The 15,398-nt window shown below is 45.7% G+C and carries 13 protein-coding genes; 10 read left to right on the top strand and 3 right to left on the bottom strand.

The window, feature by feature from the left end; all coding sequences use genetic code 11:
- Both tgt and yajC read left to right on the top strand, forming a co-directional pair.
- A complete protein-coding gene (tgt, locus tag MKY85_RS23400; RefSeq protein WP_342570888.1) occupies positions 1-1,137 on the top strand; it encodes a tRNA guanosine(34) transglycosylase Tgt in 1,137 nt (378 codons plus the stop codon).
- 67 nt (positions 1,138-1,204) lie between these two features.
- Complete coding sequence (gene yajC, locus MKY85_RS23395) at positions 1,205-1,519, top strand: preprotein translocase subunit YajC (protein ID WP_342570887.1); 315 nt, start codon at positions 1,205-1,207, stop codon at positions 1,517-1,519.
- Between the two features lie 128 nt (positions 1,520-1,647).
- Here the strand turns inward: yajC and MKY85_RS23390 are convergent, their stop codons facing one another.
- Positions 1,648-2,040 (bottom strand): TIGR04086 family membrane protein, encoded by a 393-nt coding sequence (locus tag MKY85_RS23390; RefSeq protein ID WP_339237035.1) that lies wholly within the window; start codon positions 2,038-2,040, stop codon positions 1,648-1,650.
- A gap of 182 nt (positions 2,041-2,222) precedes the next feature.
- On the opposite strand from MKY85_RS23390, the gene MKY85_RS23385 reads away from it, so the two are divergent.
- Positions 2,223-2,981 (top strand): DUF421 domain-containing protein, encoded by a 759-nt coding sequence (locus MKY85_RS23385; protein WP_339237033.1) that lies wholly within the window; start codon positions 2,223-2,225, stop codon positions 2,979-2,981.
- A gap of 3 nt (positions 2,982-2,984) precedes the next feature.
- Here the strand turns inward: MKY85_RS23385 and spoVB are convergent, their stop codons facing one another.
- On the bottom strand, positions 2,985-4,619 hold the full coding sequence (gene spoVB / locus MKY85_RS23380; RefSeq protein ID WP_342570886.1) for a stage V sporulation protein B: 1,635 nt from the start codon (positions 4,617-4,619) through the stop codon (positions 2,985-2,987).
- A 227-nt stretch (positions 4,620-4,846) separates the two neighbouring features.
- Between spoVB and MKY85_RS23375 the strand changes: the two genes are divergently transcribed.
- The 6 genes from MKY85_RS23375 (at position 4,847) to MKY85_RS23350 (ending at position 11,361) form a co-directional block, all read left to right on the top strand.
- Positions 4,847-5,086: a post-transcriptional regulator gene (locus MKY85_RS23375; RefSeq protein ID WP_036617497.1), complete on the top strand. Its 240-nt coding sequence runs from the start codon at positions 4,847-4,849 to the stop codon at positions 5,084-5,086.
- 91 nt (positions 5,087-5,177) lie between these two features.
- Positions 5,178-6,428, top strand: coding sequence for a protein translocase subunit SecD (secD, locus tag MKY85_RS23370; RefSeq protein ID WP_051447453.1), 1,251 nt, complete (start codon positions 5,178-5,180; stop codon positions 6,426-6,428).
- A complete protein-coding gene (gene secF / locus MKY85_RS23365) occupies positions 6,418-7,326 on the top strand; it encodes a protein translocase subunit SecF (protein WP_342570885.1) in 909 nt (302 codons plus the stop codon). The genes secD and secF overlap by 11 nt, the downstream gene beginning before the upstream one ends.
- A gap of 73 nt (positions 7,327-7,399) precedes the next feature.
- Entirely contained in the window at positions 7,400-8,359 is a 960-nt protein-coding gene (locus MKY85_RS23360) for a cation diffusion facilitator family transporter (RefSeq protein WP_342570884.1), read from the top strand.
- A gap of 40 nt (positions 8,360-8,399) precedes the next feature.
- Entirely contained in the window at positions 8,400-10,808 is a 2,409-nt protein-coding gene (recJ, locus tag MKY85_RS23355) for a single-stranded-DNA-specific exonuclease RecJ (RefSeq protein ID WP_342570883.1), read from the top strand.
- 37 nt (positions 10,809-10,845) lie between these two features.
- Positions 10,846-11,361: an adenine phosphoribosyltransferase gene (locus MKY85_RS23350; RefSeq protein ID WP_124115601.1), complete on the top strand. Its 516-nt coding sequence runs from the start codon at positions 10,846-10,848 to the stop codon at positions 11,359-11,361.
- Between the two features lie 161 nt (positions 11,362-11,522).
- Here the strand turns inward: MKY85_RS23350 and uraA are convergent, their stop codons facing one another.
- Entirely contained in the window at positions 11,523-12,839 is a 1,317-nt protein-coding gene (uraA, locus tag MKY85_RS23345) for a uracil permease (RefSeq protein WP_342570882.1), read from the bottom strand.
- A 373-nt stretch (positions 12,840-13,212) separates the two neighbouring features.
- On the opposite strand from uraA, the gene MKY85_RS23340 reads away from it, so the two are divergent.
- Complete coding sequence (locus MKY85_RS23340) at positions 13,213-15,390, top strand: bifunctional (p)ppGpp synthetase/guanosine-3',5'-bis(diphosphate) 3'-pyrophosphohydrolase (protein WP_339237014.1); 2,178 nt, start codon at positions 13,213-13,215, stop codon at positions 15,388-15,390.
- Positions 15,391-15,398: the final 8 nt, after the last annotated feature.

The following is a 15,398-nucleotide window of genomic DNA, read 5'->3' as shown; positions in this document are numbered from 1 at the left end:
ATGGCAGCAATTACGTATGAACATATCAAAACTTGCAAACAATCCGGCGCACGTCTGGGACGTGTGCATACACCGCACGGTGTGATTGAGACACCGACCTTTATGCCTGTAGGTACACAGGCGACCGTCAAAACAATGAGCCCTGAAGAGTTAAAAGCCATGGATGCTCAGATTATTTTGAGTAATACGTATCACCTGTTTCTGAGACCAGGACATGAAATCATTCGTGAAGCTGGCGGATTGCACAAGTTCATGAACTGGGATCGTCCAATTCTGACGGACAGCGGTGGATTCCAAGTGTTCTCGCTCAGTGAGATGCGCAAAATTACGGAAGAAGGCGTTAACTTCCGCTCTCACCTGAACGGAGATAAGAAGTTCCTTTCTCCTGAAGTGGCCATGGAAATCCAGAATGCACTTGGCTCCGATATTATGATGGCATTTGATGAATGTCCACCGTATCCAGCTGAATATGAATATGTCAAAAAATCACTCGAACGAACGAGTCGCTGGGCAGAACGTTGTCTTGAAAGTCATGCTCGTCCGCATGACCAAGGTCTGTTTGCCATCGTACAGGGAGGCATGCATGAAGATCTTCGCCGTCAGAGCGCCGCAGATTTGACTTCCATGGATTTCCCGGGGTATGCTATTGGTGGACTGAGTGTTGGAGAACCGAAACATTTGATGTATGGTGTATTGGATTATACGTTACCTTTGTTGCCGTCCAATAAACCACGTTATTTGATGGGGGTAGGTTCGCCCGATGCGTTGATTGAGGGATCTATTCGTGGAGTGGACATGTTCGATTGTGTTCTGCCTACCCGGATTGCCCGTAACGGAACAACGATGACCAGCCAAGGACGTCTGGTAGTTCGCAATGCCAAGTTTGCAACTGATTTTGGGCCACTTGACCCAGAGTGTGATTGCTACACTTGTCGCAACTATTCCAGAGCTTACCTGCGTCATCTGATCAAAGCAGATGAAACATTTGGCCTGCGTTTGACAACGATCCATAATCTTCATTTCTTGCAGAATTTGATGCGTAACGTGCGTAAAGCCATTATGGAAGATCGTTTGCTTGATTTCCGGGATGAATTTTTCGATCAATATGGTCTTCATGACAATGACAAAGGTTTCTGATTGAGTTGTTGAGGGAACCGGCGTAACAAGCAATATCTGTATGTATAGTCGATAAGGGGGAGTTTGAATGTTTCAGGGAATGACTCTAGCAGGAACACCAGCAGGCGGTGGAATTGTATCTTTGATCGTACCTTTGGTACTCATGGTTGCAATCTTCTACTTCTTGATGATTCGTCCACAGAACAAAAAGCAAAAGCAACGGAATTCCATGCTGAGCCAATTGAAAAAGGGCGATAAAATTGTAACGATTGGCGGCCTTCACGGTACGATCGCTGAGATTACAGATGATGTAGTTGTATTGCGTGTAAACGATGTAACTAAACTGACGTTTGATCGTAATGCAATCAGCAGTGCTGTAACTCGTGATACGGCTGTTGAATAGTTGCTGTAACATAGAATAACGAGGGTGCGTTTATATGGCGTATTCCCTGGCAGAGAACCGGATCTCCTGGAGACCCGGTTCTCTTTTTTTTGTTTTATGAGGGAAAGTCGATGTTCTTCACCAGTCTGCTAGGAGCGATGTGTATTAACGCCGAACATGCCACCGAGAGCTGAAATGAAGAAAGCGCTGAGCAGTTGCAAACTATCTTTCCAATTAAATGAAGCATCCAACGCGAGAAATCCAATTAACAGTACGAGCAGTCCGTATACGATTCCGGTAATTCCTCCGTAGTACCATCCTTTTTCACCAGAACGTTTGCCTGCCACAAAACCACCAACCAATAACGATAAGCCATGCACAACATAAGTATACAACGAGAGGTCCTGTTCCCGCATTCCGCTCACCCAGAGAAAAAAGGAGAGGATTAATGCTCCGATAAACATCCATACAAAAGCCTGACAGAGGCCTGACAGAATCGGATTGGACACTCGAAACGAAACCAAGCGGCGGATCAATTGCATGAAGCAACCCCCTTGTACAAGTTTGAAGTTAATACAGTGTATGGTCAAGCCCTCTGACTTATGAACTGATTTCCATTAAATGAACGGATTATTTCTGCATGAGCCTGTGAGGTTCAGGTCAAAATATGGATTGCACTACTCAGCTACTGTTAATAACTCAGTTTCGAAGGAGGACCCCTGTTGTGAACTTCCCAGATGTTGGATCACATATCTTTCGAACCATTCTCATGTACTTTCTGGTGTATTGTGCAATGAGGGTTATGGGTAAACGTGAGATTGGTAAGCTATCCATGTTTGATCTTGTCGTGTCCATTATGCTTGCCGAGATGGCTGCTTTTGTCATTGAAGATATCGATAAACCGCTTTCTCATGGGATTGCCCCCATGCTTACCTTGATCATCGTACAGATCGGAATGGCGTTTATAGGTCTTAAAAGTCGGCGTCTTCGCCTGATGATTGATGGCAAACCTACGGTTTTGATCTCCAAAGGCGTTCTTCACCGAGATGAGATGCGGAAGCAACGATATAATCTGGATGATCTATTGCAGCAACTCCGCGAACAGAATGTTGACAGTATCGGTGAGGTGGATTATGCCATTTTGGAGACTACGGGTAAGTTGACCGTCTTTCCCAAGGATCAGAATGCTTCCAACGACAGCAATTCTTCAGGCTCTGATTCGGGAGGGACTTCTTCCAGTAAATCCAAAGCAGAGAAAAATCAGATTGATGGGCTGACAAATATCAAATACGAAGGTCTGCCGCTGCCCCTCATTATGGACGGTAAAGTTCAGGATCAGAATCTGGAAATCATCCAGAAAACAAGATTTTGGCTGAAAAATCAAATTCAACATAACGGAATTCTGGATTTCAAAGATGTATTTATATGCTCCATCGACCATAATGGTAAGATTTATGTAAGTCCAAAAGATGATAAAAAATGAAATTCATTTGCCTGACCGACGCTTGAACCATGCACCTATCAAAGGAGCACGGGACAGATCATGGAAGTCAATCATTTTGGTCCAGCCCATGACGATGAAATACACAATAAGCCCGACACAAGGAGCGAGAATCATGCGGAGCCAGAAAGGCAAGATCATGGCAGTCTCTTCGTATACGAGTAGGGTCGCTGCTCCCATAATAAACATTCCGGCCCCCGTTTTGACCCAATCCATAATCTTGAAGCGGAACTGTAGCAGACTACGAACGCTTTGGGCGTGTAACAAGGTAACGACAGTAGAATTCACACAGATGGCGATGACTGCACCGAAAATCCCATATTCAGGACGGGAAGCGAGCGTCAAAATTAACGTGATTTTGATAACAGCACCGATGAATGTATTTAGCAGTGCTTTACCTGGACGATCAAGGGCTTGCAACGCAGCTTGAAGAGGAGCTTGAATATAAATGAACAAAGCAAAAGGAGCCATTAGCTTCAGCATGCTTCCGATCGATGCATCATTATACAGAACAAGACACATCGGTTCGGCAAGCACATACATAAACACAGAAAACGGAGCACCAGTCACGAGCGCCAAACGTAATGCCTGATGCATTCTTTTGTGAATCAGCGCGCGATCTCCCTGAGCAGAAGCTTCTGACAGTGAAGGCACAAGTGATGTCGCAAGCGATGAAGTCAGTGCCCCCGGCAACAGCAGCAAAGGAATAATCATACCTTGTAGTGCACCATATTGTGCTGTAGCGATTCCTTTGGATATGCCTGCCAGAGCCAGACTCTGGGCAGTAACGATAGTTTCGGCCAGATAGGATAGAGAACCAACCAATCGGCCTGCTGTAACGGGAATCGAGATTGCAAGCAATCGCCGGATTAAACCGGGCTGTGGAGTAGTGGTTTCTTTCATAACTGAAGGAATTGGGTTTAAAGCTTTGGCTGAAGGTTTGGTTGTTAGATTGGACATGTTCTGTTGCATAACGAGCGGTAACTCTTTCTTCTGCCTGTTATACTTCCACAAGAGTACAAGCATACCGCCAAATTCTCCAACAAGGGCTCCGAGCATGGCACCAGCAGCAGCTTGTGCAATACCGTGGGGGAGGAGAAGCCAGGCAAACCAAATGACACAGACGATGCGAATAATCGTTTCAACAATGGATGAAATGGCAGTAGGCATCATGTTTTGCTTGCCTTGGAAGTACCCTCTGTAGACGGCTGATACGGCGATAATGGCAATCATGGGGCTCATACTGACGAACGTATGATACACCCGCTCATCCGTGAGCACATACTTGGTAACCCAGGGTGCAAATAGGATGCACAAAAACATGAAGACTACACCCAAGGTTAACGTAAAGCTTAAGCTTACTTGCAGGATTCGCTGGGGGGAATAACGATTGGCGCCAGTGTCAGCTTCGGCTACGAGCTTGGCTACGGCCAGCGGAATACCACCCGTAATTAATGTCACCAGTACGATAAAAAAGGGATAGCTCAATTGGTAGATGCCAACACCTTCTGCACCGATGACTCGTGGCAGCGCAATACGCGGGATGAAACCAAGTATTCGATTAATTATGCCTGCCGCGAGCAGGATCATGGCTCCCTGGATAAATGTCTGTTTCTTCAAGACTACCCCTCTTTCCCGGTTGAAAGTACAGGTTATCATCATAAACGGGACAAAGCCGTTGTTCTTCATCCTATGCCAGTCCTTCATCTTCTCATGACAACTTGGACACGATTAACAAAAAGAACCATAACCAGCAAGAAGGAATATGATCAGGCGAAGTCGAATGATGTAATATTGATGCCGCATAAAGGCTTGGATGTACGAAGGGAGGCTCCCCGTTGGAAGAAATGAATGATGTGGAGTTGGAACAGTCAATAGAGATGCTCTGCCGAAGCAAGGCGGAGGAATTAAGGCTTGTCGGTTACGAATATGTCACCAGCAAAGATGTCTGGAATTGCGTCAGTCATAAATATGAAAAACAGGGCATTCCACCGCTTCACCAGCTGGTGAACGACATTTTGTCACTGAAAGCAACAAGCTTTATGAACTTTATGACCGTGTCTGCATACCGGGGGTCCTCTTTCTAGACGAAAGGGATCTTTTTTGTTGAAAATTGACTGCTTTTTACGGCATCGCTATAATAGGAATATTGAGAACGAAAGGGGATCTAGGAACGGCATGAAAAGAATTATCAGTTTCATTCTGGTCGTGCTTGTCACCACAGGGGTAATGGTGGGAACAAGCCCGGAACTGCTCAAAAATATACGCTTGGGCCTTGATTTAAAGGGAGGCTACGAGATCTTATATGAAGCAGAGCCGCTCGAAGCAGGACAACAAGTCACCAAAGCATCTTTGGTGCAAACGGCCAAAAGTCTTGAAAGCCGCGCCAATGCGCTCGGAACAAGCGAACCGGAGGTAACCACTGAAGGAAGCAACCGGATTCGATTGAAGTTGGCAGGGGTTACGGATGAGGCTGAAGTTAGAGCCAAAATGAAAGAACCGGCTGTTCTGACCTTCCGTAGTAAAGCTGAGAATGATAAGGAAGGCGAATACACCAAAATTGAACTTCGCGGAAATGAATTTGTTGAGAATGCAGCCAAAGTTGTATTCACTCAATTGAATGAGCCGATGATTGACATTCAAGTGAAAGACAAAGCCAAATTTTCCGAGATTACCAAACGCTTGATCGGACAACCTCTCGCTATTTATTTGGACGATGAGCTGCTCTCTGCTCCAACCGTTAGACAACAGTTGACAGATGGTTCCGCTCAGATCTCGGGTGCCTATACTCGTGATGAAGCAAATCAGCTTCGTGACACCATTAACCTGGGTGCATTGCCACTGAAACTTACAGAGAAGTATTCACAAAGTGTGGGTGCAACACTCGGTAAGCTTTCTCTGGATCAGACGATTAAAGCGGGATTGATTGGTTCCGTTATTATTCTAGTGTTCATGATCGGGCTTTATCGTATTCCTGGCATTATCGCGAGTTTTGCCTTGATTACACATACGTGGCTGGTACTTGCAATCTTCTATTTAGGAGAATTCGTGCTCACCCTTCCAGGTATTGCGGCGTTTATCCTGGGTATAGGAATGGCGGTGGATGCCAATATCATCACGTACGAACGGATTAAAGAGGAAATGCGCAGTGGTAAGTCGATCTTGTCTTCGGTTAAAGCGGGTGGTAAACATTCCTTCCGAACAATCATTGACTCCAACATCACAACCATTATTGCTGCGGCTGTTATGTTCTTCTTGGGTACAGGTGCGGTTAAAGGGTTTGCACTCGTGCTGATTTTTGATATTGTCACCAGTATTATCACGAATATTTTCTTCTCCCGCTTCCTGTTGACCCTGCTTGTACGGGGTAACGTGTTGAAGAAGCCTAAGTACTTCGGAGTGAAGGAGAGTGAAATTCGTGCGCTTTAATTGGAATTTTGATTATGTTAAAGGCAGTAAGATTGCCTATATCTTCTCAATTATTTTGACGATTACTGGTATCATCAGCATTCTGGCATTGGGTTTGAATTACGCGGTTGATTTCCGTGCTGGATCGAATGTGGATATTACGGTATCCAAGGCGATTACAGCGGAGCAGATTAAACCTATTGTTAAGGACATCGGTGTTGATGAGGGTGATGTTACCATTACACCGGGTGCTGATCGTGTAAATGTTCGTTTCTCCAATGAATTGGATGAGACCCAAGAGAGTAAATTCAAACAGGAATTTACCAAACTGGATGCATCGGCTTCCTATGAAGTGAATACTGTTGATCCGGAGATGGCCAAAGAATTGGAGCGCAATGCGATCTACGCGGTACTCATTGCAAGTATCGGGATCATGATCTATGTTGCGATTCGGTTTGAATGGCGCTTTGCTGTGGCAGCAGTGGTTTCATTGTTCCATGATGCATTTGTCGTCATAAGTGTATTTTCGATCTTCCGCTTGGAGGTAGATCTGACCTTTATTACTGCAGTGTTGACCATTGTCGGGTTCTCAATTAACGATACCATCGTTATCTTTGACCGAATTCGTGAGAACTTGAGATTTGCTAAAAAGTCTTCTAAAGCAGACTTGCGTGAAGTAGTTAATCACAGTTTGTCTCAAACAATGACTCGTTCATTAAATACAACATTTACGGTTTTTGTTGCTTCACTTTGTTTGTTTATTTTTGGCGGAGAATCCATTCGCATGTTCTCACTTGCAATGGTGATCGGAACATTGTTCGGCGCTTACTCTTCAATCTTTATTGCGGCACCATTATGGCTCACGCTCAAAGGTAAACAAGTTAACAAGCCAAAAACAGTGGCTAAAGAATCTAACTAAACATCTTATTGTGAAGCCGCGTCTGCCAGGCGCGGTTTTGCAACTTTATGTACAGAAATAAGGGGGAATATTCATGACCAGAGAACATATCCCATCTGCTCAGGCTGCCACATGGAGTGGTATTGCTGGTAATATGGGACTTGCGGTAATCAAAGCGGGAGTCGGTTATATGGCAAACAGCAAATCATTGCTCGCTGACGGCTTGTATTCTGCTTCTGAAGCTGGTTCTGCCCTGGCAGGTCTCTTTCCCTCCAAGTCTGTACGTGATAAGAGTAAGGCTCGCAGGGAGCGGTTTAAAGAACACTCACGTGTTGCCAGACCGGGAGTCTCCGTATTGTTATCTGTGCTGATCCTCATGGGTGGATTACAGCTTGCCATCTCCGCATTGGGTAGTCTCTCCGGAAGTGAACCGGAAGCACCCGGCAAGTCGGTACTTTTGGTGGCTGTTGCAGCTCTGGCTGTAAAAGAAGCGATTTTTCAATTTCAGTACAGATATTTTCGCAAACGAAACCAGTCTCAGGCTTTAGCCTATGCACAGCAACATCGTCGTGCGCTCTATTGTTCTCTAACCGTGTTAATCGGCATTATAGGATCTATGGCTGGTGAAGAGACAGGTTTGAGCATGCTGCTCTACCTGGACCCTACGGCTGCATTGATTGCTTCCTGTTTTGTACTTCATAAGGGTTACCGAATGATTGTGGACACAGTATATGGTTCACTTGTTCAGGAACTGGAGCAGGAGGATGCGTCCGATTTCAAAGAGACTGTACAGCGCGTATACGGCATTATTACCATTGAGCACTTGGTTGCTCGGGAACAGGAACATGACGTTACGATTGAGTTGGTCGTTAGTGTGAATCCGAGAATCTCCATACTGGAAGCACAGGAAATTGCAAATCGGGCCAAGACACTATTGCTTACCCGGTTCAGTCATGTGAAAGAGGTACAGATTCAAGCGGTGCCTTATGATCCAGGCTATCCCTATAAATCCAATCATGAACTGCCCGATCACGAAGCGACATTAATTCAGTAGTGAAGCGCGGGTCCAGTAGATCAGGAAAGGAGCGTTATCTTTGCTTTATTCGCAATACCGGTGGAATACACCGAATATCGATTTGGAGGCGGCTGCGGGACTCTCGCAGGCGCTTTCCGTTTCCCCACTTGTTGGACGTTTGCTTGTGAGTCGAGGCGTGCACAATGAGAAGGAGGCCGAACGTTTTCTGCATCCTGATCTGAATCAAATGCATGATCCCTATCTGCTACTCGGCATGAATGAAGCTGTGCCTCGCATCAAATTGGCTTTGGAGCGCGAAGAACATATTTTGATCTATGGTGATTATGACGCCGATGGCGTATCCAGCACATCGCTCATGATCCATTTGATGCGTCATCTTGGTGCCTCGTACGATATCTATATCCCTCATCGCTCGAATGAAGGGTATGGATTGCACAACCATGCATTGGATTGGGCCCATCAACAAGGTGTTTCGTTGATTATTACCGTGGATACCGGAATCAGCGCTGTTGAACAGATTGCCTATGCGGCAACACTGGGTATCGAAGTCATTGTGACAGACCATCACGAGCCGCCTGAAATTTTGCCAGAAGCCTTTACCCTTATTAATCCCAAACTTCCGGGATGTCCGTATCCCTTTAAAGGTTTGGCCGGAGCGGGAGTAGCCCTGAAACTTGCCCAGGCACTGATCGGGGAAGTGCCCGGTGAATGGATGGAGATTGCTGCCATCGGTACCGTGGCCGATCTGATGCCTTTGGAAGGGGAGAACCGGGTTATCGTCAGTTATGGAATAGAGTCGATGCGTGGTTCACGTCTTCTAGGTGTGGGGGCATTACTGGAAATCAGTGGAGTGGATCAAAGTCAGGTGACTTCAATTAATATTGCCTTTGCCATGGCTCCTCGTATTAATGCCAGTGGACGTTTGGATCATGCTGGGAGAGCGGTATCACTTCTCACCACGGAGAACCTGGATGAAGCTCATACGCTTGCGGGTCAACTTGATCTACTGAACAGAGAGCGGCAGCAAGTCGTAGAGGGCATACTACAAGAAGCAACTGCGCAGCTGGAACAAAAGATACAGCTACGTTCAGGAGCTGTTCCGGATGTTATCGTATTGGCTGGTGAAGGCTGGAATGTTGGAGTGGTGGGTATTGTGGCTTCCAAGTTGCTGGAGCGTTATTACCGACCTACTCTTATTCTTGGAATTGATCCAGAGAGCGGTGTGTGTAAGGGCTCTGCGCGCTCCATTGAGGGCTTGGATATCTATGAGGCGCTCACAGTTAATAAACACAGTCTGGACCATTATGGGGGCCATCCTGCTGCAGCAGGTATGACCTTGCATCGCGATCAGCTGAAAGAACTTGAGGATGGCTTGAATGAGTTTGCTGCATCTGTATTGACTGAAGAGGACTTTGTACCTCAGCGTCTTGCAGATGATGAATGCAGAATCAGTGATGTTCCGCTGAAAGTGATCCAGGAGATCGACAGATTGCAGCCTTTCGGGATGAGCAATCCTTCGCCTAGATTCGTACTGAGAAGCGTGACTGTGAAGGAAACCAGAACGATGGGACGAGAGAAACGCCATTTGAAACTGGTTCTGGAACAGGATGGTCAGCAACTGGAAACTGTCGCTTTTGGCAAGGGGGCGTTAGCGGAGTTCCTTCTCCCAGGTTCCGTTATTGATGTGATGGGAGAACTGTCCATTAATGAATGGAATGGGATGAGAAAACCGCAACTGATGCTTCAGGACATTCATGTTCCTCAGGTTCAAGTGTTTGATATGCGCGGTAATGCCGAGCCATTGAATGCGATGAAGCAATTTTTGAGCTCACTTGAGGTGCATCTGCGATACAAATCAGGTTCTGTTGGTGCTATTGTTCGGAAAGAAACAGACGTTTCCGAGGGAAATTCATTGTATGAACCTTGCCTTTGGGTATATGATAGAAAGGTCGGGTTATTTCCGTGTAATGCTGCTGCACAGCATTATGGACAGGAAGAAGTCCGGACGTTATTTGTGTTTGATACGCCGGAAACCCCGGAACAACTTGATGCCATGCTGGCTTTGTTCAGTGGAGCTGAGAATATCATCCTTCTGCACGGATCAGGCAACCGCCGAGATCGCCTTCAGATGCCTTCCAGAGATCTCTTTAAGCGTATTTATATGCAGGTGTTGAAATGGAAAGCTGAACCCGTGGAGGAACAAGAGATTACTCCTGTGCTCAGTCGTCAGTGTGGTTGTTCGCCGCGCATGATTACGATGATGTTGGATGTATTCGAAGAGCTTTCCTTCATTACCCGTGATAACGGCAAAATTGCGTTTGTGGATAACCCGCCTAAGCGTGAACTAACCGCTTCTCGTCACTATCAGGCGCTCGAAAACATGGCCGAGATAGAACAGGTGATGCTGGATGCAGCCACACCGCAACTGACACAATGGATGATATCCCGGATGAAGGGCGTATCTTAGATGGAAGTTTGTGTATTTATTTTAGGAGGAGATTATTTTGGATTTTAAAGATTATATTCGTGTCATTCCTGACTTTCCACAACCGGGAATCAGCTTTAAGGACATTACGACATTGTTGAAAGATGGAGAAATGTACCGCAATGCGATCAATGAATTGAAAGTGATGGTTTCTGATCTCAAAATTGACGTCATTGCTGGACCTGAAGCACGTGGTTTCGTTGTGGGCGCCCCTCTGGCGTACGCTCTTGGTGTCGGTTTTGCTCCGATTCGCAAAAGTGGAAAACTGCCTGGAGAGACGATTGAAGTCGGTTATGATCTCGAGTATGGCAAGGATACACTCGCTATGCACACAGATGCGATTGAGAAAGGTCAAAATGTCCTTATCGCAGATGATCTGCTCGCAACGGGGGGAACGATTGCAACTTCCATCAATTTGATTGAACAATTGGGTGGGAACGTTGTCGGTGCTGCATTCCTGATCGAGCTGACTGATTTGAATGGTCGTGCTAAATTGCCTGAAAAAATCGATGTATTCACATTGATGAACTACTAAGTTTAAATCTCCACTTGGAGTGTTGTGATTAAAACCTGAATTGCTTTTCCCTTTTCCCGGGAAATAATATACAGCATTAATGATTATAAAAAAGCCTGTTCTATCCAACCATTGAGGTTGGATAGAACAGGCTTTTTTGATTTATATACGATACGGTGAAATTAATCAGGCGTTTTTTCAGTGATAGGCTGTTTTTGCGAATCGTCATTCAACCAACCCATTACTTCAAACAGTTTAAATAACAAGCTCATCAGGATTCCGACGATGGTTGCCAGTGCCATCCCTTTCAGATGAACGCCGTAGAAGACAACCTCAGTACCACTCAGTCCAATGACCAGTACAAGTGTGGTAAGCAGCAGATTGGTTGGCTTGGCAAAGTCGACTTTCTGTTCAACCAAAATACGCAGACCCGATGCTGCAATAACCCCGAAGAGAAGCAGGGATACTCCACCCATTACAGGTACAGGAATGTTGGCTACAAGCGCCGAGAATGTTCCTGAGAAGGAGAGCACGATGGCAATAACTGCTGCCCCACCAATGACATATGTGGAGTAGACGCGAGTCAGTGCCATAACACCGATGTTCTCACCATAAGTTGTATTGGGAGTAGATCCTACAAACCCGGAAAGGATGGTGGAGACCCCGTTACCAAGAAGGGAACGATGAAGGCCCGGGTCTTTCGAAAGATCCTTGCCCACAATGCTGCTCGTTACAAGCAAATGTCCGATATGCTCTACGATAACGACAAGCGCTACAGGTAAAATGGTGAAAATAACGGACCAGTCAAATGTAGGAGTGGTTACGGTTGGCAGTGAGATGAAATCTGCGTTTCCGATAGCTTGTTTATCAACCAGACCCATTAAACTACCCAATACATAACCGGATACAATTCCGATTAAAATATGAATGATTTTGGGAAATCCACGGAACGTTACGGCACCAATTACTGTGATGCCAAGCGTAGCCAAGGATAAAATAATGGGTTTGGCTTGAGGCACCCAATTGGGGTTAGCCACGGGATCAGAATTAATCAATCCAGCCATACCAGCTGCAACAGGTACAAGCTCCAGACCAATCAGAGCAACGATCGCGCCCATAACCGCTGGTGGGAAGACTACGTTAATCCATCCGGTACCCGCAAATTTAATAATGAGGGCCACGAGACAGAAAACAAGTCCTGTTATGATAAAAGCTCCAAGTGCCATGGAGTAGCCGTTCTCTGGATGTTGTTTTAATACCATTGTGACAGGTGCGATAAAGGCAAAACTGGAACCAAGATATGCGGGTATCTTTCCTTTACACATCAGTATGTACAACAGTGTTCCAATTCCGTTCATCAGCAGGATCATACTTGGATCGACACCGAACAGGTTTGGTACAAGCACCGTACTGCCAAACATAGCGAACAAATGCTGAAGGCTAAGCAGTGAACCTGAGCCAAGTGGCATCTTTTGATTAACCTGAATTTCGCGTTGCAATGAATTTCATCTCCTTTTCCGAAACACAAACTTTCAATAGATTACAGAGTTTCTCTTAATTAAGCAATAACATTTTTGACGCAGCAGAGCGATGGAATTTATATTTTCATGAATTTTCCTTCTATTTCAGCAAATAACGGCAATAATACATAAGAAATAAGAAATGCATTCAATCCCTTGTGAGTCATAGGGAAACTTGTTAAAAGTAATACAAAGCACCAATATAAAAAATGGATAAGCGCTCTTATTCGTCAGCAGTTGACGGGAAACGGGCGAAGCGTCATAATTATAGGAAATTACTTTTACGGGGAACCTGTGTTGCAGCAATGTCACGGGTTCCATTTGGTATAGAAAGGACACGGAACAGATCAGAATGGGCATAGAGCAATTACTCGAGAAGGCCGGGGCATATATCAAAGAACCCGATCTGGTGCGCATACGAGAAGCTTACGAATTTGCTGATCAGGCCCACCATGGACAGACGCGAAAATCGGGAGAACCGTATATTCTGCATCCGCTTGCGGTTGCCGACATTGTTGTGAACATGCAGATGGACACCATCTCCATAATAGCAGCGCTTCTTCATGATGTAGTAGAGGATACTACGGTCTCACTTGAAGAGATCCGCAATCATTTCGGCAATACGTGTGCCATGCTTGTTGACGGCTTGACGAAGCTGGAACGTATTAAGTTCCGCTCCAAGGAAGAACAGCAGAACGAGAACTACCGCAAAATGTTCATCGCCATGGCGCAGGACATCCGTGTCATCGTGATCAAATTGGCTGACCGTCTGCATAATATGCGGACACTCAAGTTTCAATCGGAAGAAAGCCAGCGCCGGATTTCATATGAGACGCTGGAAATTTTCTGTCCGATTGCGAACCGTCTGGGGATCTCTGCGATCAAATGGGAAATGGAGGACATCGCCCTCCGTTATTTGAATCCGCAGCAATATTACCGTATTGCGAACCTGATGCACAAAAAGCGTGCCGAACGTGAGCAATATATCGATACGGTTATGGACGGAATTACGAACAAGCTTGATGAGATGGGCATTCAGGCAGACCTTTCTGGCCGTCCGAAGCATATCTACAGCGTGTTCAAGAAAATGACGACCAAAAACAAGCAGTTTAATGAAATTTATGATCTGCTTGCTATTCGTATTATTGTGGATAATATCAAGGATTGTTATGCTACCCTGGGAATTATACACACGTTATGGAAACCGATGCCTGGACGCTTTAAAGACTACATTGCAATGCCGAAGGCGAATATGTATCAATCGCTCCATACAACGGTAGTCGGTCCCAATGGCGAACCAACCGAGGTACAGATTCGGACATGGGATATGCACCGGACTGCTGAATTTGGTATCGCTGCTCACTGGGCATATAAGGAAGGCGCAGCGGCAGGTCCGCAATTTGAAGATAAAATTACGTTCTTCCGCGAAATTCTTGAACTCCAAAATGAAGCACAGGACGCGTCAGAATTCGTAGAATCGCTCAAAATGGATTTCTTCTCGGATCTGGTATTTGTATTTACGCCAAAAGGAGAAGTCATTGAATTGCCAATTGGGTCTGTTCCTTTGGATTTTGCTTATCGAATCCATACGGAGGTTGGTAATCGGACCATCGGTGCCAAAGTGAACGGTCGAATTGTTCCGCTGGACTATCATCTGAAGACAGGTGATATCATCGAGATTTTGACGTCCAAACATTCTTACGGACCTAGCCAGGACTGGTTGAAAATTGCGAAATCTTCTCATGCACGAGCGAAGATCAAACAATGGTTTAAGAAGGAACGCCGTGAAGAAAACGTTGAAAAAGGGCGAGAGAGCTGTGAGCGTGAACTGAAACGCATGGGGCTTGATCCTTCTGCGTGGATGACGGATGACAAGTTGATGGAAGCTGCCAAAAAATATGCGTTTAATGATATTGAGGACATGCTTGCAGCTGTTGGCTTCGGTGGAATTACTGCTGCACAGATCGTAACCAAAGCAACTGAAAAGCTGCGTAAAGAGCAGGAAGAGTCCAGTTTGCTGGAATTAAATTCCGAGATGCGCGAGCTGAAACCTGCACCTGAACGGAGAAATCGACCAACCAACGGCATTCGTGTCAAGGGCATCGATAATCTGCTTGTTCGATTTGCACGATGCTGTAATCCTGTGCCTGGGGATGACATTATCGGATACGTTACACGCGGACGCGGCGTTTCCGTGCACCGTAGTGACTGTCCGAATATTCCAACAAGTGCAGACGGAGAAGAAGCAGCACGTGTGATCGAGGTTGAGTGGGAAGAGAATATCGAAGCGAGTTACAGTGTGGATATTGAGATTACAGGCCATGATCGGAATGGTTTGCTTAACGAGGTACTTCAGGCTGTATCTGAAAGTAAAACCAATATTTCTGCCGTTACCGGACGGACAGATAAAAATAAATTAGCATTGGTGCACGTCACAATTCTGATTCGTAATACGGATCATCTGCAATCCGTTGTAGATCGGATCAAACGGGTGAAAGATGTCTATTCGGTGCATCGGATTATGCAGTAAGGAGCCTG

The organism is Paenibacillus sp. FSL R5-0749 (assembly GCF_038595085.1).
Classification (GTDB): domain Bacteria; phylum Bacillota; class Bacilli; order Paenibacillales; family Paenibacillaceae; genus Paenibacillus.
This window is presented reverse-complemented; position numbering and strand designations above follow the sequence as displayed.